The organism is Streptomyces sp. NPDC057616, assembly GCF_042800575.1.
Taxonomy (GTDB): domain Bacteria; phylum Actinomycetota; class Actinomycetes; order Streptomycetales; family Streptomycetaceae; genus Streptomyces.
Map to the genome: position 1 here is coordinate 236,260 of NZ_JBHVGU010000005.1, position 23,868 is coordinate 260,127.

22 protein-coding genes and 1 riboswitch are annotated in these 23,868 nt (G+C 73.0%); of the genes, 12 read left to right on the forward strand and 10 right to left on the reverse strand.

Annotated elements, in window-relative coordinates; translation table 11 throughout:
• Positions 1-45 precede the first annotated feature (45 nt).
• Together ACFU97_RS08180 and ACFU97_RS08185 are read left to right on the forward strand one after the other, a co-directional pair.
• The gene (locus ACFU97_RS08180; RefSeq protein WP_384252471.1) at positions 46-1,035 is read left to right on the forward strand and encodes a malate dehydrogenase; all 990 of its coding nucleotides are present in this window, start codon (positions 46-48) and stop codon (positions 1,033-1,035) included.
• Positions 1,036-1,180: 145 nt separating this feature from the next.
• Positions 1,181-2,173, forward strand: a complete 993-nt coding sequence (locus ACFU97_RS08185; protein WP_384252474.1) for a hypothetical protein — start codon at positions 1,181-1,183, stop codon at positions 2,171-2,173.
• Between the two features lie 2 nt (positions 2,174-2,175).
• Here ACFU97_RS08185 and ACFU97_RS08190 read toward each other — a convergent pair whose 3' ends face one another.
• Both ACFU97_RS08190 and ACFU97_RS08195 read right to left on the reverse strand, forming a co-directional pair.
• Complete coding sequence (locus ACFU97_RS08190; RefSeq protein WP_384252477.1) at positions 2,176-2,865, reverse strand: siderophore-interacting protein; 690 nt, start codon at positions 2,863-2,865, stop codon at positions 2,176-2,178.
• 47 nt (positions 2,866-2,912) lie between these two features.
• Positions 2,913-4,316, reverse strand: a complete 1,404-nt coding sequence (locus ACFU97_RS08195) for an MFS transporter (protein ID WP_384252480.1) — start codon at positions 4,314-4,316, stop codon at positions 2,913-2,915.
• A gap of 94 nt (positions 4,317-4,410) precedes the next feature.
• On the opposite strand from ACFU97_RS08195, the gene ACFU97_RS08200 reads away from it, so the two are divergent.
• Positions 4,411-5,349 carry a LysR family transcriptional regulator gene (locus tag ACFU97_RS08200; RefSeq protein WP_384252482.1) on the forward strand — a complete coding sequence of 313 codons (939 nt, stop codon included), beginning with the start codon at positions 4,411-4,413 and terminating at the stop codon, positions 5,347-5,349.
• 111 nt (positions 5,350-5,460) lie between these two features.
• Here the strand turns inward: ACFU97_RS08200 and ACFU97_RS08205 are convergent, their stop codons facing one another.
• Positions 5,461-6,396, reverse strand: a complete 936-nt coding sequence (locus ACFU97_RS08205) for a GNAT family N-acetyltransferase (RefSeq protein ID WP_384252484.1) — start codon at positions 6,394-6,396, stop codon at positions 5,461-5,463.
• A gap of 175 nt (positions 6,397-6,571) precedes the next feature.
• Here ACFU97_RS08205 and ACFU97_RS08210 point away from each other — a divergent pair, with 175 nt between their 5' ends.
• From ACFU97_RS08210 to ACFU97_RS08230, 5 genes are all read left to right on the forward strand, one after another.
• On the forward strand, positions 6,572-8,101 hold the full coding sequence (locus tag ACFU97_RS08210; protein ID WP_384252487.1) for an aldehyde dehydrogenase family protein: 1,530 nt from the start codon (positions 6,572-6,574) through the stop codon (positions 8,099-8,101).
• A gap of 78 nt (positions 8,102-8,179) precedes the next feature.
• Positions 8,180-9,709 carry a GMC family oxidoreductase gene (locus ACFU97_RS08215; RefSeq protein ID WP_384252489.1) on the forward strand — a complete coding sequence of 510 codons (1,530 nt, stop codon included), beginning with the start codon at positions 8,180-8,182 and terminating at the stop codon, positions 9,707-9,709.
• Positions 9,709-10,806 (forward strand): glycine betaine/L-proline ABC transporter ATP-binding protein, encoded by a 1,098-nt coding sequence (locus ACFU97_RS08220; protein WP_384252491.1) that lies wholly within the window; start codon positions 9,709-9,711, stop codon positions 10,804-10,806. Before ACFU97_RS08215 ends, ACFU97_RS08220 begins: the two co-directional genes overlap by 1 nt.
• Complete coding sequence (locus tag ACFU97_RS08225; RefSeq protein WP_384252494.1) at positions 10,806-12,758, forward strand: ABC transporter permease; 1,953 nt, start codon at positions 10,806-10,808, stop codon at positions 12,756-12,758. Before ACFU97_RS08220 ends, ACFU97_RS08225 begins: the two co-directional genes overlap by 1 nt.
• Positions 12,759-12,888: 130 nt before the next feature.
• Positions 12,889-13,770 carry an ABC transporter substrate-binding protein gene (locus tag ACFU97_RS08230; protein WP_384252719.1) on the forward strand — a complete coding sequence of 294 codons (882 nt, stop codon included), beginning with the start codon at positions 12,889-12,891 and terminating at the stop codon, positions 13,768-13,770.
• On the opposite strand, the gene ACFU97_RS08235 is transcribed toward ACFU97_RS08230, so the two are convergent.
• Genes ACFU97_RS08235 through ACFU97_RS08245 form a run of 3 tightly spaced genes read right to left on the reverse strand, consistent with a single transcriptional unit; the run spans position 13,771 to position 15,463 of the window.
• Positions 13,771-14,499 (reverse strand): isocitrate lyase/phosphoenolpyruvate mutase family protein, encoded by a 729-nt coding sequence (locus ACFU97_RS08235; RefSeq protein WP_384252496.1) that lies wholly within the window; start codon positions 14,497-14,499, stop codon positions 13,771-13,773.
• Complete coding sequence (locus ACFU97_RS08240) at positions 14,496-14,939, reverse strand: carboxymuconolactone decarboxylase family protein (protein ID WP_384252498.1); 444 nt, start codon at positions 14,937-14,939, stop codon at positions 14,496-14,498. The genes ACFU97_RS08235 and ACFU97_RS08240 overlap by 4 nt, the downstream gene beginning before the upstream one ends.
• Complete coding sequence (locus tag ACFU97_RS08245) at positions 14,936-15,463, reverse strand: carboxymuconolactone decarboxylase family protein (protein WP_384252501.1); 528 nt, start codon at positions 15,461-15,463, stop codon at positions 14,936-14,938. The genes ACFU97_RS08240 and ACFU97_RS08245 overlap by 4 nt, the downstream gene beginning before the upstream one ends.
• Before the next feature lie 47 nt (positions 15,464-15,510).
• Here ACFU97_RS08245 and ACFU97_RS08250 point away from each other — a divergent pair, with 47 nt between their 5' ends.
• Positions 15,511-17,025 (forward strand): PLP-dependent aminotransferase family protein, encoded by a 1,515-nt coding sequence (locus ACFU97_RS08250; protein ID WP_384252504.1) that lies wholly within the window; start codon positions 15,511-15,513, stop codon positions 17,023-17,025.
• A 50-nt stretch (positions 17,026-17,075) separates the two neighbouring features.
• On the opposite strand, the gene ACFU97_RS08255 is transcribed toward ACFU97_RS08250, so the two are convergent.
• Positions 17,076-17,921, reverse strand: a complete 846-nt coding sequence (locus ACFU97_RS08255; protein WP_384252722.1) for a hypothetical protein — start codon at positions 17,919-17,921, stop codon at positions 17,076-17,078.
• Positions 17,922-18,062: 141 nt separating this feature from the next.
• On the opposite strand from ACFU97_RS08255, the gene ACFU97_RS08260 reads away from it, so the two are divergent.
• The 3 genes from ACFU97_RS08260 to ACFU97_RS08270 all read left to right on the forward strand — a co-directional run bounded on the left by ACFU97_RS08260 (position 18,063) and on the right by ACFU97_RS08270 (position 21,330).
• Positions 18,063-18,410, forward strand: a complete 348-nt coding sequence (locus tag ACFU97_RS08260; protein WP_384252506.1) for a hypothetical protein — start codon at positions 18,063-18,065, stop codon at positions 18,408-18,410.
• A 20-nt stretch (positions 18,411-18,430) separates the two neighbouring features.
• Entirely contained in the window at positions 18,431-19,645 is a 1,215-nt protein-coding gene (locus ACFU97_RS08265) for a glutathionylspermidine synthase family protein (protein WP_384252509.1), read from the forward strand.
• Positions 19,646-19,744: 99 nt separating this feature from the next.
• Positions 19,745-19,835, forward strand: a riboswitch (ZMP/ZTP riboswitch).
• Between the two features lie 43 nt (positions 19,836-19,878).
• On the forward strand, positions 19,879-21,330 hold the full coding sequence (locus ACFU97_RS08270) for a glycine hydroxymethyltransferase (protein WP_384252511.1): 1,452 nt from the start codon (positions 19,879-19,881) through the stop codon (positions 21,328-21,330).
• A 76-nt stretch (positions 21,331-21,406) separates the two neighbouring features.
• Here ACFU97_RS08270 and ACFU97_RS08275 read toward each other — a convergent pair whose 3' ends face one another.
• The 3 genes from ACFU97_RS08275 to ACFU97_RS08285 all read right to left on the reverse strand — a co-directional run bounded on the left by ACFU97_RS08275 (position 21,407) and on the right by ACFU97_RS08285 (position 23,794).
• Positions 21,407-22,114: a hypothetical protein gene (locus tag ACFU97_RS08275; protein WP_384252514.1), complete on the reverse strand. Its 708-nt coding sequence runs from the start codon at positions 22,112-22,114 to the stop codon at positions 21,407-21,409.
• A gap of 137 nt (positions 22,115-22,251) precedes the next feature.
• On the reverse strand, positions 22,252-23,199 hold the full coding sequence (locus tag ACFU97_RS08280) for a hypothetical protein (RefSeq protein ID WP_384252517.1): 948 nt from the start codon (positions 23,197-23,199) through the stop codon (positions 22,252-22,254).
• A complete protein-coding gene (locus ACFU97_RS08285; protein ID WP_384252520.1) occupies positions 23,192-23,794 on the reverse strand; it encodes an RNA polymerase sigma factor in 603 nt (200 codons plus the stop codon). The genes ACFU97_RS08280 and ACFU97_RS08285 overlap by 8 nt, the downstream gene beginning before the upstream one ends.
• Positions 23,795-23,868: the final 74 nt, after the last annotated feature.

The following is a 23,868-nucleotide window of genomic DNA, read 5'->3' on the forward strand; positions in this document are numbered from 1 at the left end:
GGCAAGGACGCTACGCCCACCGCCAGCTGTCATACGGAGAACGCCATGACCCGCACTCCCGTGAACGTCACCGTCACCGGCGCGGCCGGCCAGATCGGTTACGCCCTCCTCTTCCGCATCGCCTCCGGCCAGCTGCTCGGCGCGGACGTGCCGGTCAAGCTCCGCCTCCTCGAGATCACGCCCGCGCTGAAGGCGGCCGAGGGTACGGCCATGGAGCTGGACGACTGCGCGTTCCCGCTGCTCCAGGGCATCGACATCACCGACGACCCGAACGTCGCCTTCGACGGCGCCAACGTCGGCCTGCTCGTCGGCGCCCGCCCCCGCACCAAGGGCATGGAGCGCGGTGACCTCCTGGAGGCCAACGGTGGCATCTTCAAGCCGCAGGGCAAGGCCATCAACGACCACGCGGCGGACGACATCAAGGTCCTCGTCGTCGGCAACCCGGCCAACACCAACGCCCTGATCGCGCAGGCCGCCGCGCCGGACGTACCGGCCGAGCGCTTCACCGCGATGACCCGCCTCGACCACAACCGCGCGCTGACCCAGCTCGCGAAGAAGACGGGCTCCACGGTCGCCGACATCAAGCGCCTGACCATCTGGGGCAACCACTCCGCCACCCAGTACCCCGACATCTTCCACGCCACCATCGCCGGCAAGAACGCCGCCGAGGTCGTCAACGACGAGAAGTGGCTGGCCGAGGACTTCATCCCGACCGTCGCCAAGCGCGGTGCCGCGATCATCGAGGCCCGTGGCGCCTCCTCCGCGGCCTCCGCCGCCAACGCCGCCATCGACCACGTGTACTCGTGGGTCAACGGCACCGCGGACGGCGACTGGGTCTCCATGGGCATCCCGTCGGACGGCTCCTACGGTGTGGCCGAGGGCCTGATCTCCTCCTTCCCGGTCACCACCAAGGACGGCCGGTACGAGATCGTCCAGGGCCTGGACATCAACGAGTTCTCCCGCGCCCGCATCGACGCCTCCGTCAAGGAGCTCGAGGAGGAGCGCGAGGCGGTCCGTTCGCTCGGACTCATCTGACCGCTCGGACCCGTCCGAACCCTTTACGGTTCTGTCACGAGCCTGCACGGGCCCCGTTCCGGATGTCGCCGGAACGGGGTCCGTGGCCGTTTTCACCGCTACCGTCTGAAAGCGATACCCAATGGGGTGATTCGGGGGGCGTGTCATGGGCGAATGGGACGGCTACGACGACGGCCGGCACTCCGGTTCCGGGCCGGAGCGCGAACCCAGCGAGGAGAGAGGCCAGGCGGCCTGGGCCGCCGGGCAGCCGGGGAGCGTGCCGCCCTGGGCCTCGGCCGAGACGCAGGCCGGGCAGACACCGCCGCCGTGGGCGTCCGCCGCGACCCACACGGGCGGTCCGGCGCCGTCGGCCTGGCCGCCCCCGCCGCCGCCCCCTCCGGTCCCGGGCCCCGGCCCGGCGCCCGCGACGACCGTGCTGACGCCGTCGGTCGCCCCCGCCCGGCGCCGCGGCGCCCACAACGTGCTGCTGGCCTTCGTCGCGGTGGCCGTCCTCGGCGCCGGCGCCGGAGCGGGCGCCTGGTACCTCACCCGCGACCACTCGACCGGCAACGGGGCCGGTCCCGGGTCGAGTGTCAGCGTCACGGTCACCACCACGCCGTCGCAGAGCGCGCCGCCGTCGGACACCCCGTCGGCCACCGGCACCCCGTCGGCCTCGACGTTCTCGTCGCCGTCGTCCGCGCCCTCGGTCGGCTACCGCCGCGCGCAGGACCCCGTCGGCTACTCGGTCGACGTCCCGGAGAGCTGGACCCGCCGCCAGACCCAGGGCAAGCTCGCCCCCGTCGTCTACTACGACAACGCCACCGACGGCCGCCAGCTGCAGATCTTCGAGGTCACCGAGGACACGCCCTACCAGTCCCTGACGCTGGCCGAGACCGACCCCGGCTTCGGCTTCGCCAAGCAGCGCGGCTACCAGCCCCTGGGCCGCGACCGCGGCGACACCTGGGCCGAGCTGACCTACCGCTACGACGACCGGGACAAGGGCGCCCGCCAGGTCATCGACCACCGCTTCCGGGCCGCCGACGGCACTCTGTACGCGATCCGCTCCAGCGGTCCCGCGGACATGGACCCGGTGTCGGTGCGGGAGCCGCTTGCGGCGGCGGTGGGGTCCTTCTGCCCGACCGGTGCGCGGTGCTCGTAGCGCTATTCCAGTCCCCGCCTGCCGGGCGCCCAGAAAGGCTTGGTGACCACGGCCCGCCGCTCCCAGCCCGCCTCCCGCACCAGCACCTGCCGGATCTGCTGCACGGTCCGCGCCTCCCCGGCGACATAGGCGATCCCGCCCGGTGCGGGCGCGAGCCGGCGTACGGCGTCCGGGAGTGAACTCCCGCCCCTGGTCAGCCACTCGAGCCGGCCGGCGTGTGCCAGCGGCAGCCGGTCCGCCGCCGTCTCCGTCTCCACGCAGCCCGAGATCCGCGCCCCCTCGGGCAGTGCGGCGAGCATCGCGCCGAAGGCCACCGACGCCGTCTCGTCGCCGACGAAGACATGGTGGGCGGCGTCGGGCCGCAGCACGAACGTGCCCTCCGGCTTGCGCAGCCGGACCCGGTCGCCCACCGCGGCGCCGCGTGCCCAGCGCGCCCCGGGCCCGTCGCCGGGATGGTCCAGGACGCACAACTCGACGGCGCCGGCGGGGTCGTGGCGCCAGATCGAGTACGTGCGCAGGGTCAGCCCGCCGCCCACCATGACCCGCACCTGCTGGCCGGGCCGGACGGCCACGTCGGCCAGCGCCGGGCTCTCGATGCGCAGCCGCCGGATGCGGGGCGTGACGGCTTCGGCCTCGGTGACGGTGCCCTGGAGCGTCAGCAGGTCCAGGACCGGGGAGAGCAGGGCGGGCATCGCGGGGCTCCTCGGGAACTCGCGGGCGGGGGAGGGGAGTTGGGCGGTCACATCTGGGTTGAACGCGATAGTACGCGTTCCTTGCCCGACGCGATAGTGCGCGTCTTCCCGCGACTGCCGTAGCCCGCCACGACCGCCGCCGTCGCCGCCAGCACCAGCAGGGCCACCGTGCGCAGGGCCGGGCCCATGCCGTGCGAGAGGTCGGGATGCGCGGACAGGACCGTGCCGGTGACGGCGACGCCGAGGGCCGCGCCCACCTCCCGGGCCGAGGTGCCGAGTCCGGAGCCGAGGCCCGCCTGGTGGGCGGGCAGCGCGGTGACGACGCCGAGCGTGAGGGCCGGCATCGACAGGCCCGTGCCGGCCGAGATGACCAGCAGCCAGCAGGCGTACACCGGGTAGGGCGTGCCGGCGTCCGCGGTGGACGCGCCGAGCAGACCCAGGCCGATCAGGGCGAGCCCGGTGCCGATGACCGGCCGCGGGTGCGAGGCCCAGCGCGCCGCCAGCCTCGGCACCAGCGCCATGCCGACGATCAGCGGGACGATCGCGACGCCGGTGACGGCGGGGCCGTAGCCCTTCACGCCCTGCAGATACTGCGAGTTGACGTAGAAGAGGGCGAAGAGGCCGAAGAAGCCGGTGGTCATGCCGAGGGAAGCGGCGCGCAGTTGCGGGGAGGCGAACACGCGCGGGTCGAAGAGCGGGGTGCGGGAGCGCAGGGCGTGCCGGGTGAACGCGCCCGCCAGCAGCGCGCCCGCGGTGAAGACGCCCACGATGCGCGGTGAGCTCCAGCCGTAGGCGGGGCCCTCGATGATGCCGAACAGCAGGGCCACCAGGGCGGCGGTGAGCAGCAGGGTGCCGACCGGGTCGGGGTGGTTGGCGGGGGCGCGCTCGGTGCGCGGTGTGGTGAGAGCGACCGTGAGGGCGAGGAGCGCGGCGAGCGGGACCATCGCGCCGAACAGGGCCCGCCAGGTGAGGAACTGGCCGACCAGCCCGCCGCCCAGGTTGCCGGACATCCCGCCCAGGCCGATCGCCAGCGTCCAGGACGCCATGGCCTGGGCCCGGCGCTCGGGACCGGCCAGGCGCAGCAGGATCGACAGGGTGGCCGGTGTGATCAGCGCAGCGCCCGCGCCGGAGAGGCCCCGGCCGGCGATGAGGACCGCCGGGTCCGGCGCGAGCGCGCTGGTGGCGGCGCCCGCCGCGAACAGGCCGAGACCGGTCAACAGCGCACCCTTGCGACCGTACCGGTCGCCGAGCGCCCCCGCCGGGATGAGCAGGGAGGCGAAGACGATCACGTATGCGTCGACCGTCCACAGGACCTGGGGTTGCGAGGGGTGCAGGGAGGACGAACTCAGCTGCGGGATCAGGAGGTTGATGGCGGCGACCATGGACTGGGCGACCAGGACGCAGGCGCACATCGCCAGCAGGGTGGACCGTTTCAGGGCATGCGGGGGCACGGCTCCTCCAGAGGAGTTCGGGCTGGTGTGGGATGCCCTGTCACCGTAGGCTCGGGTCCGCCCTGCACTCCAGTGCAACCTTTGCAAGGGATCGATGCGTGTGACGCAATCCGAGAACCCTCCTGGTCCGGGAGGCGTCGACCTCAATCTGCTCGTCGCCCTCGACGTGCTCCTGGAGGAGCAGAGCGTGGGCGGCGCCGCCCGTCGTATGCATCTGTCCGAACCCGCGATGAGCCGCACCCTCGGCCGGATCCGCAAGGCGCTCGGCGATCCCGTCCTGGTCCGCGCCGGGCGGCAGATGGTGCCCACCCCGCACGCGCTCGCCGTGCGCGCCGAGGTGAGCGCGGTGGTGGAGCGGGCCCGGGCGCTGTTCGCGCCGGGGCGGGACGCCGACCTCGCGACCGTGCGCCGCACGCTCACGATCATCGGGAGCGACGCCGTCGCAGCCACCCTCGCGCCCGCCCTGTTCGCCCGCGCCGCGGCCGAGGCGCCCGGCGTCCGGGTCCGCTTCCTCGCCGAGAGCCACGCGGACGAGCCGTATCTGCGCGAGGGCACCGCCGACCTGGAGGTCGGCGTCGTCGACACCGTCGCGCCCGAGGTGCATGTGGAGACGCTGCGCGAGGACCGGATGCTGGGTGCCGTACGTGCCGGACACCCGCTGCTGGAAGGGGAGTTGACGGCCGGGAGGTTCGCCTCGGAGGTCGATCACCTGATCGTGTCACGGCGGGGACGGCTGCACGGCCCGGTCGACACCGCGCTCGCCGAACTCGGCCTGAAGCGGCGGGTGGTGGGCACGGTGGGTACCTTCCCGGCCTCCCTGTTCGTCCTGCGCGAGACCGATCTGACCGGGCTGATCACCTCCTGGTCGCTGCCGCTGGTCACCGCGCTGGGCCTGGTCGCCTACGACATTCCGCTCGAACTTCCGCCACTCCAGGTGGGGTTGGCCTGGCATCCGCGGCACGACGCCGACCCCGCGCACGCGTGGTTGCGGCGGACCGTGCGGGAGCTGCTGGCCGCGTGGTCCAGGGCCTAGCGTTGTTCGTCGGGTGCGGGTTCGTCGTGGTTGATCGCGCCGTTCCCCGCGCCCCTGTGGGGGTTGCCCAGCCGTTTTCGGAGTCAGTGGCCCGCGCGCGGTGCGGGGTGCCTAGCGTTGTTCGTCGTGGTTGGTCGCGCCGTTCCCCGCGTCCCTCAGGGAGTTGTCCAGCCGTTTCTCGAACCAGTGGGCCGCGTAGACGTGGTCCGTGTACGACGGGATCTCCGTGTACCCGGACGTCCGGTACATGGCCTGTGCCTCGGTGAGGGTCGCGTGCGTGTCGAGGCGTACGACGCCCAGCCCGCGCTCAGCCGCCGCGCCCTCCAGTGCCGTCAGCAGACGGCGGGCCAGGCCGAGGCGGCGGGCCCCCGCGTGCACCCACACGTGCCGGATCTCGCCGACGCCCGGCTCCAGCCGGCGCAGCGCCCCGCAGCCCACCGGGCACCCCTCCTCGTACGCCACGAAGAAGGCGCCCGCCTCGCCGGACACCTCCTCGGGCGAGACGAGGTCGGACCGGTCGAAGCCCTCCGGGAAGCGCGCGTCGATGTCCGCGGCGTAGGCGTCCAGGCAGGCGCGGGCGTCCGGGGCGGCGCCGTCGACGAGCTCGACCGTGATGGCGGCCAGCCTGAGCAGGCGCTGTGACGTGGTCATCGCCTCGATCAGCTGGGCGCGCCTGCCCGCGTCGAGGGTGTCGAGCAGGCCCGCCGCGAGGGCGTCGGCCCGCCGGTTCTGCTCGTCCACCTCGATCCGCCCGGCCGGGGTGAGCTCGATCATCCGCACCCGGCTGTCCTGCGGGTGCACGCTCACCCGGACCATGCCCTGCGCCTGGAGCGCCTTGGTCATCCGGCTCAGATAGCCGGCGTCCAGTCCGAGCCGGGCCCTGAGCTCGCGCAGCGGGAGCCCGTCCCCGATCTCGAACAGCAGCCGGGCCTCGCCGAGGGGGCGGTCCTGGCCGAGGTAGTGGTCGTCGAGCGCCCCGATGCGGCGCGTGAAGTAGCGGTTGAAGCGGCGGAGGGCCGCCACCTGTTCCGTGGACACTGGCTCCATATTTCTTTGACTTTAGTCAAAGGATTCGCGGACGTCGACGGTTTTGCGTGACGCGGCGCACTTTGCACCCCGGACGCGCATGTATCCGAGGGCGGGGGGCAGGCGCTCACGGTCCTTGTGGGTGACACCTGTGTCACCCAGGGATGTGGAACAGGAACGGAAGGCAACACGGATCATGGCGGACCGAGCGGAAAACCAAGGGCTGGACGCACAGGCGACCATCCACGTGGCGGGGGAGTGGCACGAAGCCGTCTCCGGCGCCACGCGCGAGATTCTCGACCCGGCGGACGGACAGCCCTTCGCTCTGGTCGCGGAGGGTGACGAGAAGGACGTGGACCTGGCGGTCGCGGAGGCGCGCCGGGCCTTCGACGAGGGCGACTGGCCCCGCACCCCGGTGGCCGAGCGGGCCGCCCTGCTGCGCCGCGTCGCCGACCTCCTGGTGCGCGACCGCGAACGGCTCGGACGGCTGGAGAGCCGCGACGCCGGCAAGACCGTCGAGGAGGGCCGGGTCGACATCGACTGCGTCGCCGACGCCTTCCGCTACTTCGCCGACCTGGTCGCGGGCGAGGCCCCCGGACGGGTCGTGGACGCGGGCTCGCCCGACATCCACAGCGTCGTCGTGCACGAGCCCGTCGGCGTCTGCGCGCTGATCACCCCCTGGAACTACCCGCTGCTGCAGGCCAGCTGGAAGATCGCCCCGGCGCTCGCCGCGGGCAACACCTTCGTGATCAAGCCGAGCGAGATCACCCCGCTGACCACGATCGCGCTGATCGACCTGCTCTCCGAGGCGGGGCTGCCCGCCGGTGTCGCGGGCATCGTCACCGGCCCCGGCCACTCGGTCGGCGCCCGGCTCTCCGAGCACCCCGACGTCGACCTGGTCTCCTTCACCGGCGGCCTGGTCAGCGGCACCAAGGTCGCCCAGGCCGCGGCCCCCACGGTGAAGAAGGTCGCCCTCGAACTCGGCGGCAAGAACCCGAACGTCGTCTTCGCCGACGCCTGCGCGACGGACGAGGACTTCGACACCGCCGTCGACCAGGCCCTGAACGCCGCCTTCATCCACAGCGGCCAGGTCTGCTCGGCCGGTGCCCGCCTGATCGTCGAGGAGTCCGTGCGCGAGCGCTTCGTCGCCGAGCTCGCCCGCAGGGCCGGCCGTATCCGGCTCGGCCGCGGCAGCGAGGACGGTGTCGAGTGCGGCCCCCTCGTCTCGGAGCAGCAGCGCGCCAAGGTCGAGGGCTACGTCGCCTCCGCGCTGGAGGAGGGCGCGGTGCTGCGCACCGGCGGCCGGCGGCCCGAGCCCGCGCCGCAGCGGCCCGAAGGCGGCTTCTTCTACGAGCCCACCGTCCTCGACCAGTGCCACCGCGAGATGCGCGTCGTACGCGAGGAGGTCTTCGGACCCGTCCTCACCGTGGAGACCTTTCGCACCGAGGACGAGGCGGTCGCCCTCGCCAACGACACCGAGTACGGCCTCGCGGGCGCCGTGTGGACCACGGATGCCGGCCGCGCCCGCCGCGTCGCGGGACGGCTGCGCCACGGCACCGTCTGGATCAACGACTTCCACCCCTACCTGCCGCAGGCGGAGTGGGGAGGCTTCGGCAAGAGCGGCACGGGCCGGGAGCTCGGCCCCGCCGGTCTCGCCGAGTACCGCGAGACGAAGCACGTCTACCAGAACCTCGCGCCGAGGCCGGTGCGCTGGTTCGCGGGCTGAGCCGCTCTCCCCCGGCCGATTCCCCCTCCGGCCGCTCTCCCCCACCGGACCTCCCCACCCCCCTTGGAGCACCACCCCATGCCCGAGAACACCCGGATATACGACTACGTCGTCATCGGCGGCGGCACGGCGGGCTCCGTTATCGCCTCCCGCCTCACCGAGAACCCGGACGTCACCGTCGCCGTCGTCGAGGGCGGCCCCAGCGACGTCGGCCGCGAGGACGTCCTGACGCTGCGCCGCTGGATGGGCCTGCTCGGCGGCGAGCTGGACTACGACTACCCGACCACCGAGCAGCCGCGCGGCAACTCCCACATCCGGCACAGCCGCGCCCGCGTCCTCGGCGGCTGCTCCTCGCACAACACGCTCATCGCCTTCAAGCCGCTGCCCTCCGACTGGGACGAGTGGGAGGCCGCCGGCGCCAAGGGCTGGGGCGCGGTGCCGATGGAGGCGTACTACGCCCGGCTGCTGAACAACATCGTCCCGGTCGACGAGAAGGACCGGAACCCGATCGCCCGGGACTTCGTCGACGCGGCTCAGCACGCGACGGGGGTTCCCCGCATCGAGGGCTTCAACCGCGCCCCGTTCACCGACGGCGCCGGCTTCTTCGACCTCGCCTACCACCCCGAGAACAACAAGCGCTCCTCCGCGTCGGTGGCGTATCTGCACCCGGTGATGGACGAGCGCGAGAACCTGACGATCCTGCTGGAGACCTGGGCGTACCGGCTGGAGCTGAACGGCACCCGCGCCGAGGGCGTGCACGTGCGCACCAAGGACGGCGAGGAGATCCTCGTCAAGGCGCGCCACGAGGTGGTGCTGTGCGCCGGCGCCGTCGACTCGCCCCGGCTGCTGCTGCACTCCGGCATCGGCCCGAAGGCCGACCTGGAGGCGCTCGGCATCCCCGTCGCGCACGACCTGCCGGGCGTCGGCGAGAACCTGCTCGACCACCCCGAGTCGGTGATCGTCTGGGAGACGGACGGGCCGATCCCGGAGAACTCCGCGATGGACAGCGACGCCGGCCTCTTCGTGCGCCGCGACCCCGAGCACGCGGGCCCGGACCTGATGTTCCACTTCTACCAGGTCCCCTTCACGGACAACCCGGAGCGCCTGGGCTACGAACGCCCGCCCTACGGCGTCTCGATGACCCCCAACATCCCGAAGCCGAAGAGCCGCGGCCGCCTGTACCTGACGAGCGCCGACCCGTCGGTCAAGCCCGCCCTCGACTTCCGCTACTTCACCGACGAGGACGACTACGACGCCCGCACCCTCGTCGACGGCATCCGCATCGCCCGTGAGATCGCGCGGACCGAGCCGCTGGCCGGCTGGCTGAGGCGCGAGGTGGCCCCCGGGCCGCACCTCACCGGCGACGAGGAGCTGAGCGAGTACGCCCGCAAGGTCGCGCACACCGTGTACCACCCGGCGGGCACCTGCCGCATGGGCGCCGTGGACGACCCGCTGGCCGTCGTGGACCCCGAGCTGAGGATCCGCGGCCTGGACGGCATCCGGGTCGCCGACGCCTCCGTGTTCCCCACCATGACCGCCGTGAACCCGATGATCGGAGTGCTGATGGTCGGGGAGAAGGCCGTCGAGCTGATCGGAAGTGGTGCGTGATGAGTACCGGTACCCCTGTCTTCTCCGTCGAGGGCCTGTGGAAGGTGTTCGGCCCGAAGGCCGACCGTGTCCCCGGCGACCCCGAGCTGACCGCGCTGGAGCCCGCCGAACTGCGCTCCCGCACCGGCTGCACGGCCGCCGTCCGTGACGTCTCCTTCGACGTCCGCAAGGGCGAGGTCTTCGTGGTGATGGGCCTGTCCGGCTCGGGCAAGTCCACCCTCGTGCGCTGTCTGACCCGGCTCATCGAGCCGACCGCGGGCTCGATCGCCATCGACGGCGAGGACGTCCGCGCCATGGACCGCTCCCGGCTGCGCGAACTGCGCCGCCACCGCGCCGCGATGGTCTTCCAGCACTTCGGCCTGCTGCCGCACCGCACGGTCCTCGACAACGTGGCGTACGGCCTGGAGATCCAGGGCGTGAGCCGGTCCGAGCGGCGCGAGCGCGCCCAGCAGGTCGTCGCCAAGGTGGGCCTGGAGGGCATGGAGCAGCGCCGCCCGGCCCAGCTCTCCGGCGGCCAGCGCCAGCGCGTGGGCCTGGCCCGGGCGCTCGCGGTGGACCCGGAGGTCCTGCTGTTCGACGAGCCGTTCAGCGCGCTCGACCCGTTGATCCGGCGGGACATGCAGGAGGAGGTGATCCGCCTGCACCGCGAGGAGGGCCGCACCATGGTCTTCATCACCCACGACCTCTCCGAGGCGCTGAAGCTGGGCGACCGCATCGCCCTGATGCGCGACGGCCGCGTGGTGCAGCTCGGCACCCCGGAGGAGATCGTCGGCCACCCCGCCGACGACTACGTGCGCGAGTTCGTCCGCGACGTGCCGCGCGAGCAGGTCATGACGGTCCGTACGGCGATGCGGCCCGGCGCCTGCGACGGGACGGAGCATCCCGGTGCGCTCGCCCCGGGCGAGGTCGTCGCCGACGCCATCAAGGTCGTCGCCCGCAGCGGCAAGGCCGCCTGTGTCGTGGAGGACGGCCGCTGTCTCGGCGTCGTCGACCACGAGCGCCTCCTCGGCGTGGTGGCGGGCACGGAGCCGCAGCAGGAGGCAGGCACGGAGCCGCAGCAGGAGGCGGGGACGGAGCCGCAGAAGGAGGCGGTCTGATGGCCACGGTCACCGCGTCCTCCCCGCGCCTCGCGCTGCCCGGGGTCCTCAGGCACCACGCCGTGCGCAAGCTGCTGCTGCTCGGGCTCGCCGCCGCGGTCCTCGTGCCGCTCGCCGACGCGCGCTGGGCGAGCGGCAGCTGGCCGCACGCCCTCACCGTCGACGTCTCCAAGCCGCTCGCCGACGCCAGCAACTGGATCATCGACAACCGCGACAGCCACCCGCTGTTCCTGTACTTCTTCGGCTACATCAGCAACGCCGTCGTGCTCTCCGTACGCGCCGTCTACCTGCTGCTCCTCGCGGCGGGCTGGGCCGGTGTCACGGCGATCGGCGCCGTCGTCGCCTGGCGGGTCGCCGGCGTCAGGCTGGCCGTCGGCACGACCGCCGCGTTCCTGGCCTGCGGTCTGCTCGGCATGTGGGTGCCGACCATGCAGACGCTCGCCCTCATGGTGGTCGCCGTCCTGGTGTCGGTGCTGGTCGGACTCGTGCTCGGCCTCGCCGCCGGCCTCTCCGGCCGCTTCGACCGGGCACTGCGCCCCGTCCTGGACACCATGCAGGTGCTCCCGGCCTTCGCGTATCTGCTGCCCGTGGTGCTGGTCTTCGGCATCGGCGTCCCCGCGGCGGTCCTCGCCACGGTCGTCTACGCCGCCCCGCCCATGGCCCGCCTCACCGCACTCGGCCTGCGCGGCGCCGACAAGGAGGTGCTGGAGGCGGTCGAGTCGCTCGGCTCCACCGCACCCCAGCGCCTGCTGACCGCCCGCATCCCGCTGGCCCGCAAGGAACTCATGCTGGGCCTGAACCAGACGATCATGATGGCCCTGTCCATGGCCGTCATCGCCTCCGTCATCGGCGCGGGTGGCCTCGGTGACCGCGTCTACCAGGCGCTTGCCTCGGTCGACGTGGGCGCGGCCCTCGAAGCCGGCATCCCGATCGTGCTGCTCGCCGTCGTCCTGGACCGCATCACCGGCGCGGCCGGCGAGCACGCCGGCGACGAGTCCGGAAGCCGGCTCGGCCGCCGCGGCTGGCTCTACGCGGCCGTCGCCGCCGTCGCTGTCGCGCTCGCCGGACGGCTGGCCGGCCGGCTGGACTGGCCCGACGCCTGGACCGTGAACATCGCCGACCCGGTCAACCGGGCCGTCGACTGGATGACCGCGCACCTGTACTCGGGCGTCCCCGTCGTGGGCGGCACCGCCGACTGGGCGGGCCGCTTCACCACCTGGGTGCTGGACCCGGTCCGCAGCGGCCTGCAGTGGCTGCCCTGGTGGTCGGTCCTGCTGCTGGTGGCCGCGCTCGCCTGGCTGATCGGCACCTGGCGCACCGCGCTCACCGCGGTCCTCGCGATGGCCGCCATCGGCGTGCTGGGCGTGTGGAAGCCGTCGCTCGACACGCTCTCCCAGGTGCTCGCCGCCGTCGCCGTCACGCTCGTCCTGGGCTTCGCGACCGGCATCGCGGCGGCCCGCAGCGACCGCTTCGAACGGGCCCTGCGTCCCGTCCTGGACGTCTTCCAGACGATGCCGCAGTTCGTGTACCTGATCCCGGTCGTGGCGCTCTTCGGCGTCGGCCGCGCCCCGGCGGTCGCCGCGGCCGTCGTCTACGCGCTGCCCGCCGTCGTCCGCATCACCACGCAGGGCCTGCGCCAGGTCGACCCGGCGGCACTGGAGTCGGCGCGCTCGCTCGGCGCGAGCAGCACCCAGCAGCTGCGCCAGGTCCAACTGCCACTCGCCCGGCCCGCGTTGCTGCTCGCCGTCAACCAGGGCGTGGTCCTGGTCCTCGCCGTCGTCATCATCGGCGGCCTGGTCGGCGGAGGCGCGCTCGGCTACGACGTCGTCTTCGGCCTCGCCCAGGGCGACCTGGCGACAGGTCTGGTGGCCGGTGCCGCGATCGTCTGCCTGGGGCTGATGCTGGACCGTGTGACGCAACCGACGCAGCGCCGCACGAAGGGCGGTGTCTGACATGGCACTTCATCTCAACCGCAGGACGGCCCGGACCAAGCGGAGGATCGCCCCGATCAACCGCAGGACGGCCCTGATCGCCTCCTCGGCCGCCGCGCTCTCGCTCGTCACCGGCTGCGGCGCCGCCGACATGACCAAGCAGGCGTCGCCGTTCGCCAACGCGCAGGGCGCCAAGACCGTGACCCTGTCCGTGCAGTCGTGGGTCGGCGCCCAGTCGAACGTCGCCGTCGCCCAGTACCTGCTGGAGCACAAGCTCGGCTACCGCGTCGACACCGTCCGGGTCGACGAGGTGCCCGCCTGGGACGCGCTCAGCCAGGGCCGGGTCGACGCGATCCTGGAGGACTGGGGCCACCCCGACCAGGAGAAGCGGTACGTCACCGACAAGAAGACGATCACCCGCGGCGGCGGCCTCGGCGTGACCGGCCACATCGGCTGGTACGTGCCGACCTACCTGGTCAAGCAGCACCCCGACATCACCGACTGGAAGAACCTCGACAAGTACGCCTCGCTGTTCCGCACCCCGGAGAGCGGCGGCAAGGGCCAGCTGATGGACGGCTCCCCGTCCTACGTCACCAACGACAAGGCCCTGGTGCACAACCTGAAGCTCAACTACCAGGTGGTGTTCGCCGGTTCGGAGGCCGCGCAGATCACCCAGATGAAGCAGTTCGCCAAGGAGAAGAAGCCCTTCCTGACGTACTGGTACGCGCCGCAGTGGCTGTTCAAGAAGGTCCCCATGACCGAGGTGAAGCTGCCGGCGTACAAGGAGGGCTGCGACGCGGACGCGGCGAAGGTCGCCTGCGCCTATCCGCACACCCCGCTGCAGAAGTACCTCAACAGCGGCTTCGCGAAGAACGGCGGCAAGGCGGCGGCCTTCCTGAAGAAGTTCCGGTGGACGACCGAGGACCAGAACGAGGTCTCCCTGATGATCGCCGACCAGAAGATGTCGCCGGAGCAGGCGGCGAAGAAGTGGGTGGACAGCCACGCGTCCACCTGGAAGGCGTGGCTGTCCTGATCACCGGCGCCGGTGCAGTTCGTCGGCCATCCCGCGCAGCGCCAGCGCCGCCCAGCGCTGCAGCCCCGGCCCGAACGTGACGCGAGTGGCCCCGAGTTCACCGAGTTCGGTGGGCGAGGGGCCCTTGCCGTCCAGGGTGCCGTGCACGTTGACCGGCCCCCGGATGCCGGACCGCAGCAGCGGCAGTACGCCCGCCGGGGCGCCGATCGGATAGACGCAGTCGGCACCGGCGGCGACGTACAGCGCGGCCCGCTCGATGGCCCGGTCGGGGTCTGACTCACCGCGGATGAAGGTGTCGACGCGGGCGTTGACGAACAGCTGGTCACCGGCCGCCGCCCGCACCTCGGCGAGCCAGTCGGCGTGCTCCCGCGGGTCCTTGAGGACGCCCTGGTGCGAGTCCTCGAGATTGCAGCCCACGGCGCCGGTCTCCAGCAGCCGCTCCACGAGCTCCTTGGGAGCCAGCCCGTAGCCGCCCTCGACGTCCGCCGACACCGGCACGTCCACGGCCCGCACGATCCGCGCCACCGCGGCGAACATCGCCTCGGCCGGGGTCGAGCCGTCCTCGTGCCCGAGCGACGCGGCGACCCCCGCACTCGGCGTCGCGAGCGCGGGGAAGCCGGCCTCGGCACACACCCGGGCGCTGACCGCGTCCCACGGCCCGGGCAGCACGAGGGGGTCGCCCGGGAGCCGGCCCCGGTGCAGTGCGCGGAAGATCTCGACCTTGCTCATGGCGTGTAACCCCCCGGTGGGATACGGCGGCTGACCATCACGCGGTTCCAGTTGTTGATGGCCACGATCAGGGCGACGAGATGGGCGAGCCGGGACTCGTCGAAGTGCTTGGCGGCGCGCTCGTAGACCTCGTCCGGCACGAACGTCTCGGTCAGCACGGTCACCGCCTCGGTCAGCGCGAGCGCGGCCCGCTCCCGTTCGTCGTAGACGTCCCCGGCCTCCTCCCAGGCGGCGAGCAGATCCAGCTGCCGCTCCGCGACCCCGTGCTTGCGGGCGATGGCCAGATGCATGTCCAGGCAGAACGCGCAGTGGTTGAGCTGCGAGGCCCGGATCACCACCAGCTCGGCGAGCGCGGGGTCGCCGAGCCCCCGCTTCGCGGCGGCGCTCACCGCGGAGAGGGCCTGCGCGACCTCGCGGTCGAGAAGCGTCGTCCGGCTCATGCGTGCTGCCCCGGCTCGTAGTGGCCGGGCGCCATCCGGCAGGTCACCCCGAACCGGTTCCAGGCGTTGATCACGGTGATGGCGGCGATCAGCTGCGCCAGCGCGGGCTCGTCGAAGTGCTTGGCCGCCCGCTCGTAGACCTCGTCCGGCACGAACCCTCCCCCAGAGCCGCAAGCCTGGGAGGTGCCCCCAGTCAGCACCGTCACCGCGTCCGTCAGCGCGAGCGCCGCGAGCTCCTTCTCCGTGTAGAAGTGCGCCGACTCCTCCCAGGCGCCGAGCTGGATGACGCGCTCCACGCTCTCGCCGGCCGCCAGCGCGTCCTTGGTGTGCATGTCCAGGCAGAACGCGCAGTGGTTGAGCTGCGAGGCCCGGATCTTCACCAGTTCCAGCAGCCGGGGGTCGACCCCCTTCCGGGCGGCCGCGTCAAGGCGGAGCATCGCCTTGTAGACCTCGGGCGCGTGCTGCGCCCAGCGCAGCCGCGGCTCGTGTTCGGGGGCGTATTCGACGGTCTCCTGTGTCGTCATGCCGTCGACCCTAGGAGCGGGGCAGCCCACGGGTATGGTCCAGTTCCATGGCGGAATCATGGGCCACTTTGGGTGTCGACCTGCATGTGGAGCCGACCGGGCCGCGGGTGCGCCGCGGCCTGACCGACGCCCTGCGCGACGCCGTCCGCACCGGCCGGCTGGCCCCCGGCACCCGGCTGCCCTCCTCCCGCGTCCTCGCCACCGACCTGGGCATCGCCCGCAACACCGTCGCCGACGCCTACGCCGACCTGGTCGCCGAGGGCTGGCTCACGGCCCGGCAGGGCTCGGGCACACGCGTGGCGGCGCGGGTGCCCACGTCCTCGGGGCGCTCGGGTGCCGCCGCCCTGCCCGCCGGCACCGCGTCACATCCCCGCCCCCGCAGCCGCCCGGCCTACGACCTGCTCCCCGGCGTGCCCGACCTCTCCTCCTTCCCCCGCGCCGAGTGGCTCAAGGCGGCCCGCCGCGCCCTGGTCGCCGCCCCGAACGAGGTCTTCGACTACGGCGATCCGCGCGGCCGCATCGAACTGCGCACCGCCCTCGCCGAGTACCTCGCCCGCGCCCGGGGCGTACACGCCGACCCCGGGCGCATCCTGATCTGCGCGGGCATCGCGCACGGCCTGCAGATCCTCGGCGCCGTGCTCCGGGCCCGCGGCGCGAGCACGGTGGCCGTCGAGTCGTACGGCCTCGACGTGCACTGGCGGCTGCTGGAGGGCACCGGACTGCGGACCGTGCCGCTGCCCTTCGACGAACTGGGCACGGACCCGCGGCAGTTGACGGACCAGGCCGCCGTCCTGCTCACCCCCGCCCACCAGTTCCCCATGGGCGGCACCCTGCACCGCGACCGCCGCGCGGCCGTCGTCGACTGGGCGCGCCGCACCGGCGGACTGGTCGTCGAGGACGACTACGACGGCGAGTTCCGCTACGACCGCCAGCCCGTCGGCGCCCTCCAGGGCCTGGACCCCGACCACGTCGTCTACGCCGGCACCGCCAGCAAGTCCCTCGCCCCCGGCCTCCGGCTGGCCTGGCTGGTGCTCCCGCCCGGCCTCGTGGGGGAGGCGGCGCGGGCGAAGGGCGGCAAGGACATGTGCGGCGTCCTCGACCAGCTGACCCTCGCCCAATTCCTCACCTCGGGCGCCTACGACCGCCATGTACGCGCCGCCCGCCTGCGCTACCGGCGCCGCCGCGACGCGCTCGTCGCCGAGGTCGCCCGCCGCGCCCCGCAGGTCCACGCCACCGGCATCTCGGCCGGCCTGCACGTGGTCCTCCGCCTGCCGCCCGGCACCGAGCAGGCCACGCTGCGCGCGGCCTCCTGGCAGGACCTCTCCGTCCACGGCCTGCACCGCTACCGGCACCCCCACGCACCGCTCGACCCTCTGGACGCCCTGGTCGTCGGCTACGGAACCCCGCCGGACCACGCCTGGTCGGGCGCACTGGAGGCGCTGTGCGCGGTGCTGCCGGAGGCGGAGGCGGAGGCGGGGGCGGGAGCGGGGGCGGGAGCGGAGACGGAGGCGGGGGCGGGCGAGACGGCGGGGGACGCGGAGGGGCCGGTGGGACCGAAGTAGGGCGGACAGCGGGGGCGTAACGAGGGGGCGGGCCAAGGGCGGGCGGCCGCTCAGGCCTGCTCGTCCACCTCCGGGGCCTCGCCGAATCGCGCCAGCGCCAGCGCCCCCGCGACCGCGATCACGAAGCCCAGGATCGCCAGCCAAGCGAGCCCCTCCCGGGTGCGGTCCCCGAGCCACACCACACCGACCAGCGCCGGTCCGATCGTCTCGCCGATCACCATTCCCGCCGTCGCCGTGGTGACCGAGCCGCGCTGGAGCGCCGAGGTCAGCAGCAGGAAGGCGCCGCCCCCGCCGAGGAGGAGCGCATACGTCGCCGGGTTGGTGAGCAGGTCCGACGGCGCGAGCGAGTCGATCAGCCGCACCGACACCTCCACCACCCCGAACCCGCAGCCCGCCCCCGACCCGAGCACCAGCGCCCGCCCCCGCCCGGTCCACCGTCCGCCGAACAACCCGAGCAGCAGCACCAGTACGGAGATCGCGAGCATCACCCACTTCAGCGCCGCCGGCCCCTCGCTGTCCCCCTCGGTACCGGACGCCAGCCCCAGCATCGCGAGCCCGGCGCACACCACACCGACCGCCGCCCACTCCACCCCGCTCAGCCGCACCCGCAGCAGCCGCGCCGCCACCACCCCGGTGACCGCGAGGCTGGACGCCAGGGCCGCAGCGACCGCGTAGATCGGGATCGACCGCAACGCGGCGATCTGGAGCAGGAATCCCAGCCCGTCCAGCGCCAGCCCGGCCAGATACCGCCACTGCCGCAGCGCCCGAAGCAGCAGCGCGGCCTCCCCGCCCGCGCCCCCGCCCGTGCTGCCTTCCGCACTCGCCGCCCGCGCGGCGACCGCCTGCAGCACCGTCGCGGTGCCGAAGCAGACCGCCGCCCCGAGGGCGCACAGCATCCCAAAGATCACAAAGCGACTGTAGGGGAGGCCCGGCACCGATGGGGGCCCTGGGCGCGCGCTCACACCGATCTCTAGGCTGACCCCCTGACATCACGCGACCCGGGTCGCACGACAGCCACACCAACGGGGAGACGGAACATGGCGGACGCACGCCGGCAACTTCGCTCGGGCACGGTCGTACTGGGCGGCATGGGGCTCCTGGCCGCGGCCCTGACCGCCTGCTCCTCGGACCCCGACAAGCGCTGCGTGGACCGGGACAGCTACAACCTGTCCAAGGGCTACAAGGTCGTCTCCGACAAGAACTGCACGTCCACCAAGTCCTCGGCCCACGGGGTCTGGTACTACGGCGGCAGCAAGAAGGGCTCCTGGGTCGACGACGGCTCCTTCACCAAGCCCCGCAAGGCGTCCGGCGGTTCGGGCGGCTCCGGCGGCCACGGAGTCTCCCGCGGGGGCTTCGGCGGCGGCAAGGGAAGCTCCGGCGGCTGAACAAGGACACGAGCCACACCATGCGACGCCACACCATCACCCCTCGTCCCGGCTGGCAGCGGACGGTCGAGGAGCAGGGCCTCATCTACCCGCTCACCCGCCACCCCGACGACTCCCTGCGCCCGTACTGGGACGAGAGCGCCTACTACTCCTTCGGCCTCGACGAGGTGGAGGCGCTGGAGGAGACCGTCGAGGAACTGCACCGCATGTGCCTGGCGGCCGCGGACCACATCGTCACCACCGGCCGCTTCGCCGACCTGGGGATCACCGACCCCCGCGTGGCCGACGCGGTCGCCGACGCCTGGCGCCGGCGCGACGAACTCCCTTCCGTCTACGGCCGTTTCGACCTCCGCTACGACGGCACCGGCCCGGCCAAGCTCCTGGAGTACAACGCCGACACCCCCACCTCCCTGGTCGAGGCCGCCTCCCCGCAGTGGTTCTGGATGGAGGAACGCTTCCCGGGCGCCGACCAGTGGAACTCCCTCCACGAACGTCTCGTCGCCGCCTGGAAGAAGCAGTCCGCCCTCCTGCCGCCGGGCAGCCCCCTGTACTTCGCGCACTCCTCGGACGACGAGCTCGGCGAGGACCTGATGACGGTCGCCTACCTCAAGGAGACCGCCGAGCAGGCCGGCCTGGAGACCGACTGGATCTCCATGGAGGAGATCGGCTGGGACTCCCTCTCCGGCCGCTTCGTCGACAACCAACTCCGCTTCATCCGCAGCTGCTTCAAGCTCTACCCCTGGGAGTGGCTGACCACCGACAGCTTCGCCGGCCACGTCCTCGACACGCTCGACAACGGCGGCGGCACCGGGTCGACGATGTGGATCGAACCCGCCTGGAAGATGCTCCTCAGCAACAAGGCCCTGCTGGCGATCCTCTGGGAGCTCCACCCGGGCCATCCCAGCCTCCTCCCGGCCTACCTCGACGGCCCCCGCGACCTGGCGAGCACGACCGGCTACGTCGCCAAGCCGCTGCTCGGCCGCGAAGGCGCCGGCGTCACGATCCACGAACCCGGACCCGGCACCGAGCCGCCCGGCGACGGGGCGATGCCGCCGGCGCTGCGTGAAGAGGCCTGCTGCTACCAGGAGTTGGCCCCGCTGCCCGACTTCGACGGCAACCGCGTCGTCCTCGGCGCCTGGGTCGTGGAGGACGAGTCCGCGGGCCTCGGCATCCGCGAGTCGTCCGGCCTGATCACGGACGAGTACGCGCGCTTCCTGCCGCACGTGATCCTTTAGGGGCTTCCCGGCCGCCGTGCGCCGGGGGCGCCCCCTCGTCCGCCGTCGCTCGCATGGTGGACGCCGGACCTCGGCCTTCCGGCATGCCCGGTAGGCTGGCCGGCGGGCCGTGACTGGCGCGCTGGGATGGGACCGACCATCGGGGAGCGGCCCGTGAAGCGAGCGAGTGCCGTGCGCCTGGGCCGAACCGTAACCGTGCATGCTTCAAGCCACGCCACCCGGAGGCCGTCGAGATGTCAGAGCAGCAGCCCCTCTCCACCGAGTCCACCGCCTTCCGTGCCGCCCTCGACGTGATCAGGTCCGTCGAGCCGCGCGTCGCCGACGCCATCGGCCAGGAGGTCCACGACCAGCGCGAGATGCTGAAGCTGATCGCGTCCGAGAACTACGCCTCCCCGGCCACCCTGCTCGCGATGGGCAACTGGTTCAGCGACAAGTACGCCGAGGGCACCATCGGCCGCCGCTTCTACGCCGGCTGCCGCAACGTCGACACCGTCGAGTCCCTCGCCGCCGAGCACGCCAAGGAGCTCTTCGGCGCCCGCCACGCCTACGTCCAGCCGCACTCCGGCATCGACGCCAACCTCGTCGCCTTCTGGTCCGTCCTCGCCCAGCGCGTCGAGATGCCCGCGCTGGAGAAGGCCGGCGTCCGCCAGGTCAACGACCTCTCCGACGCCGACTGGGCCGAGCTGCGCCAGGCGTTCGGCAACCAGCGCATGCTCGGCATGTCCCTGGACGCCGGCGGCCACCTCACCCACGGCTTCCGACCCAACATCTCCGGCAAGATGTTCGACCAGCGCTCCTACGGCACCGACCCCGCGACGGGCCTGGTCGACTACGAGGCGCTGCGCGCGTCGGCCCGGGAGTTCAAGCCGCTCATCATCGTCGCCGGCTACTCCGCCTACCCGCGTCTGGTGAACTTCCGGATCATGCGGGAGATCGCCGACGAGGTCGGGGCGACCCTGATGGTGGACATGGCGCACTTCGCGGGCCTGGTCGCGGGCAAGGTGCTGACCGGCGACTTCGACCCGGTCCCGCACGCCCAGATCGTCACGACCACCACCCACAAGTCGCTGCGCGGCCCGCGCGGCGGCATGGTCCTGTGCGACGACTCCCTCAAGGACCAGGTGGACCGCGGCTGCCCGATGGTCCTCGGCGGCCCGCTCCCGCACGTCATGGCCGCCAAGGCCGTCGCCCTCGCCGAGGCCCGCCGCCCCGACTTCCAGGACTACGCCCAGCGCATCGTCGACAACTCCCGCGCCCTCGCGGAGGGCCTGATGCGCCGGGGCGCCACCCTGGTCACCGGCGGCACCGACAACCACCTCAACCTGATCGACGTCGCCACCTCCTACGGCCTCACCGGCCGCCAGGCCGAGGCCGCGCTCCTCGACTCCGGCATCGTCACCAACCGCAACGCCATCCCGGCCGACCCCAACGGCGCCTGGTACACCTCGGGCATCCGCATCGGCACCCCCGCCCTCACCACGCGTGGCCTGGGCACCGGCGAGATGGACGAGGTCGCGGGTCTGATCGACCGTGTCCTCACCAGCACGGAGGCGGGCACCACCAGCAAGGGCACCCGGTCGAAGGCCCAGCACGTCCTCGACCCGAAGATCGCGGACGAGATCTCGCACCGCGCCACCGACCTCGTGGCCGGCTTCCCGCTGTACCCGGAGATCGACCTCGGCTGATCCGCGTCCTCTCTGGAGTTTTCAAGGATCCGGGACTCCGTGGGGTCCATGACGGTCGCGGCGCGATCCGCGGCGGTCAGAGATCGATGAGTTCCTGTCGTGGCTCCTCCCGCGGCGGTCCGGCTCCCGGCCGGGCCGCCGCGCGGCGTATCAGCAGCACGCCGCCCGCCCCGGCCACGAGCCCCACGGCCAGCCCCGGCACCGCCCACCAGAGCCCGCCCGGCCCGCTCCCGTCCCCGGCGGCCCCTCGCGCGGTGGCTCCGTCGTCGCCCAGACCGTCCACGGATGCGCTCCCTCCGAGTCCCGCGAGCACCTTCTCCCGCTCCAGATCCACGAAGATCGAGCGCGGCGCCCGGTGCCAGCGGATGTCGTCGTCCTGGACGTCCGGCGCCGGATCCGTACGTATCCAGGGCGTGCCGTCCGCCGCCACCACCAGCTGGTCCTGCCGCTCGACCGCCACGTCACCGCCCGGCGCGCGATCCGTCTGCGGCCAGCCCCCGATCCCCGTCAGCTCCCAGAACACGGTGAAGTCCACCGGCGGATAGCGACCCTCGGCCCACGCCTCCGGCACCCGCTCCGTCCCCATGTAGTCGGGCCGCAGCAGCTGTCGCAGATGGGCGAAGGACTCCTGGCCGGTGCGCAGCACCGTCGTCCGCCCCGTCCCGCCCGCCACGATCATCGCCAGATCGGGAACGAACGGGTGAGGCGGCGGGGGCCCACCGGCCGAGGCGGAGGACGCGCCCCACAGCGTCAGAGCGAGCATCGTCGTCAACACCCCTGCCATCGCCGTCAGTTGACGGACCCCGCGCCCGCAGCCCCACATGCCGATCCCCAACCCGTGAGTCCCGCGCGGCCCGTCTCCGAACCGCATGTCACTTCTGGTACACCGCCCGACCCGCCAGGGTTCCCGCTGCCGGCGAACTAGCCGGAGGAATCGGGCGACTTCCCGGACGGCGCCCGCACCGACGTGGCGATCCGCACCGCCCGCTCCTTGGACGTGACGCCCTCCAGCCGCAGCGTGACGCCCTCGCCTCCGTCCCCCGATCCATGGGTCCACAGCAGCGTCGGCCCGGCGGTCCGCTCCGCGCGCGTGAACCGGTGCCCGTCCGCGTCCACCAGCCAGAAGCTCAGCAGGTGCGGCTCGGGGAACCACAGCGCGAAGTCCTGCCCGGCCCCGGCCGACGGCCGCGTGCCCAGCGGGAGCCACTGCGGAGGGTCGCGCAGCCGCTTGGCGAAGCCGATGTCCAGCCAGGCCGGGAACTCGTCCAGCCGGACCGTGCGCCCGTCCTTCCGCCAGCACAGGCTCACCAGGAACCGGCCGTGCGGTTCGCCGGTGACCGCCACCGTGTCCGGCATGCCGAGCGCGTCCGGCACCAGCGGCTCGAAGCCGGCCCGCCGCTGGGCCTGTCCGAGCGACACCGACCGGCCGCAGCCGGGCACCACGGCGCCGGGTGAGGGGACCGCCGACGGGTCGTACCGCACCTCGACCCCGCCGAAGTCGAACCAGTCCAGGACGGCGGCCCGCACCGGAGGCGTCAGCGCGAGCACCGTCAGCAGGCCGCACAGGGCCGCGGTCACCGACCGCCACCGCCGCCGCGTCCAGCGCCGGACCGCACGCAGCCCCGCCCGGGCGCCCCGGGGTTCGGCCGTGGGGACGGGCAGCTGATCGGCCAGTATCTGCCCCAGCACGCGCTCGACCATCGTCTCGGAGCCGAGAGGATCACCTGCGCCCTCGGAGCCGCTCGTCCCCGGCGCGTCCAGCGACCTGCCCAGCGCGCGCAGTTCCTCCGGCAGACCGGAGGCGGCGCCGCGCCCTCGCCCGTGGCCACGCCCGCCCTCGCCGTCGTACGCCTTCCGTCCCTCACCCACGCTCGTCACCCCCTTCCCGGGGCTCGGCTTCCGGCAGGAGCCGGCCCAGCTTGCGCAGGGCCCGGCTGAGGCGGGACTTGACCGTCCCGCGCGGCCAGCCCAGGGCCTGGGCGGTCTCGGCCTCGTCCATCTCCAGGAGATAGCGGTAGGTGACGACCAGGCGATGCTCCTCGCTCAGGCGCTCCAGGGCCGCCAGGAGGGCGTTGCGGCGCTCCGTCTCCAGGGTCGCCAGCGCCGGGTCCGCCGATTCCGGTATCAGCGGCTCGGCCTCCGCGAAGGCCGCCTCCCGGCCGGCGAGCGTGCGCTGCCGCGCCGCCGTGCGCACTGTGTTCCTCGTCTCATTGGCGACGATCGACAGCAGCCACGGCTTGAAGGCCGCGCCGTCCCGGAATCCGCCCAGCGCGCAGTACGCCTTCACGAAGGCCTGCTGCACCACGTCCTCCGCGTCCGCCCCCGCCCCGAGCGCGGCGGCCGCCCTGAGCGCGATGCCCGTATGGGCCCGCACCAGGTCCGCGTACGCCTCCGGCTCTCCGGCGCGTACGCGTGCGATCACCGCGGCCTCATCGACGATGCGGCCCCCCTCCCGCGTCCTCACACCCTTGTTACACCGCGGCGGACAGATCGGTTCCCGTCTGTTTCCGACCAGTTCCGGATCGGGGCCCAAGACCT

Bases quoted from the DNA above. Each gene is read 5' to 3' on its own strand.
- ACFU97_RS08180 (WP_384252471.1), top strand. From the start codon at position 46: ATGACCCGCACTCCCGTGAACGTCACCGTCACCGGCGCGGCCGGCCAG.
- ACFU97_RS08185 (WP_384252474.1), top strand. From the start codon at position 1,181: ATGGGCGAATGGGACGGCTACGACGACGGCCGGCACTCCGGTTCCGGG.
- ACFU97_RS08190 (WP_384252477.1), bottom strand. From the start codon at position 2,865: ATGCCCGCCCTGCTCTCCCCGGTCCTGGACCTGCTGACGCTCCAGGGC.
- ACFU97_RS08200 (WP_384252482.1), top strand. From the start codon at position 4,411: ATGCGTGTGACGCAATCCGAGAACCCTCCTGGTCCGGGAGGCGTCGAC.
- ACFU97_RS08205 (WP_384252484.1), bottom strand. From the start codon at position 6,396: ATGGAGCCAGTGTCCACGGAACAGGTGGCGGCCCTCCGCCGCTTCAAC.
- ACFU97_RS08210 (WP_384252487.1), top strand. From the start codon at position 6,572: ATGGCGGACCGAGCGGAAAACCAAGGGCTGGACGCACAGGCGACCATC.
- ACFU97_RS08215 (WP_384252489.1), top strand. From the start codon at position 8,180: ATGCCCGAGAACACCCGGATATACGACTACGTCGTCATCGGCGGCGGC.
- ACFU97_RS08220 (WP_384252491.1), top strand. From the start codon at position 9,709: ATGAGTACCGGTACCCCTGTCTTCTCCGTCGAGGGCCTGTGGAAGGTG.
- ACFU97_RS08225 (WP_384252494.1), top strand. From the start codon at position 10,806: ATGGCCACGGTCACCGCGTCCTCCCCGCGCCTCGCGCTGCCCGGGGTC.
- ACFU97_RS08230 (WP_384252719.1), top strand. From the start codon at position 12,889: ATGACCAAGCAGGCGTCGCCGTTCGCCAACGCGCAGGGCGCCAAGACC.
- ACFU97_RS08235 (WP_384252496.1), bottom strand. From the start codon at position 14,499: ATGAGCAAGGTCGAGATCTTCCGCGCACTGCACCGGGGCCGGCTCCCG.
- ACFU97_RS08240 (WP_384252498.1), bottom strand. From the start codon at position 14,939: ATGAGCCGGACGACGCTTCTCGACCGCGAGGTCGCGCAGGCCCTCTCC.
- ACFU97_RS08245 (WP_384252501.1), bottom strand. From the start codon at position 15,463: ATGACGACACAGGAGACCGTCGAATACGCCCCCGAACACGAGCCGCGG.
- ACFU97_RS08250 (WP_384252504.1), top strand. From the start codon at position 15,511: ATGGCGGAATCATGGGCCACTTTGGGTGTCGACCTGCATGTGGAGCCG.
- ACFU97_RS08255 (WP_384252722.1), bottom strand. From the start codon at position 17,921: ATGCTGTGCGCCCTCGGGGCGGCGGTCTGCTTCGGCACCGCGACGGTG.
- ACFU97_RS08260 (WP_384252506.1), top strand. From the start codon at position 18,063: ATGGCGGACGCACGCCGGCAACTTCGCTCGGGCACGGTCGTACTGGGC.
- ACFU97_RS08265 (WP_384252509.1), top strand. From the start codon at position 18,431: ATGCGACGCCACACCATCACCCCTCGTCCCGGCTGGCAGCGGACGGTC.
- ACFU97_RS08270 (WP_384252511.1), top strand. From the start codon at position 19,879: ATGTCAGAGCAGCAGCCCCTCTCCACCGAGTCCACCGCCTTCCGTGCC.
- ACFU97_RS08275 (WP_384252514.1), bottom strand. From the start codon at position 22,114: ATGGCAGGGGTGTTGACGACGATGCTCGCTCTGACGCTGTGGGGCGCG.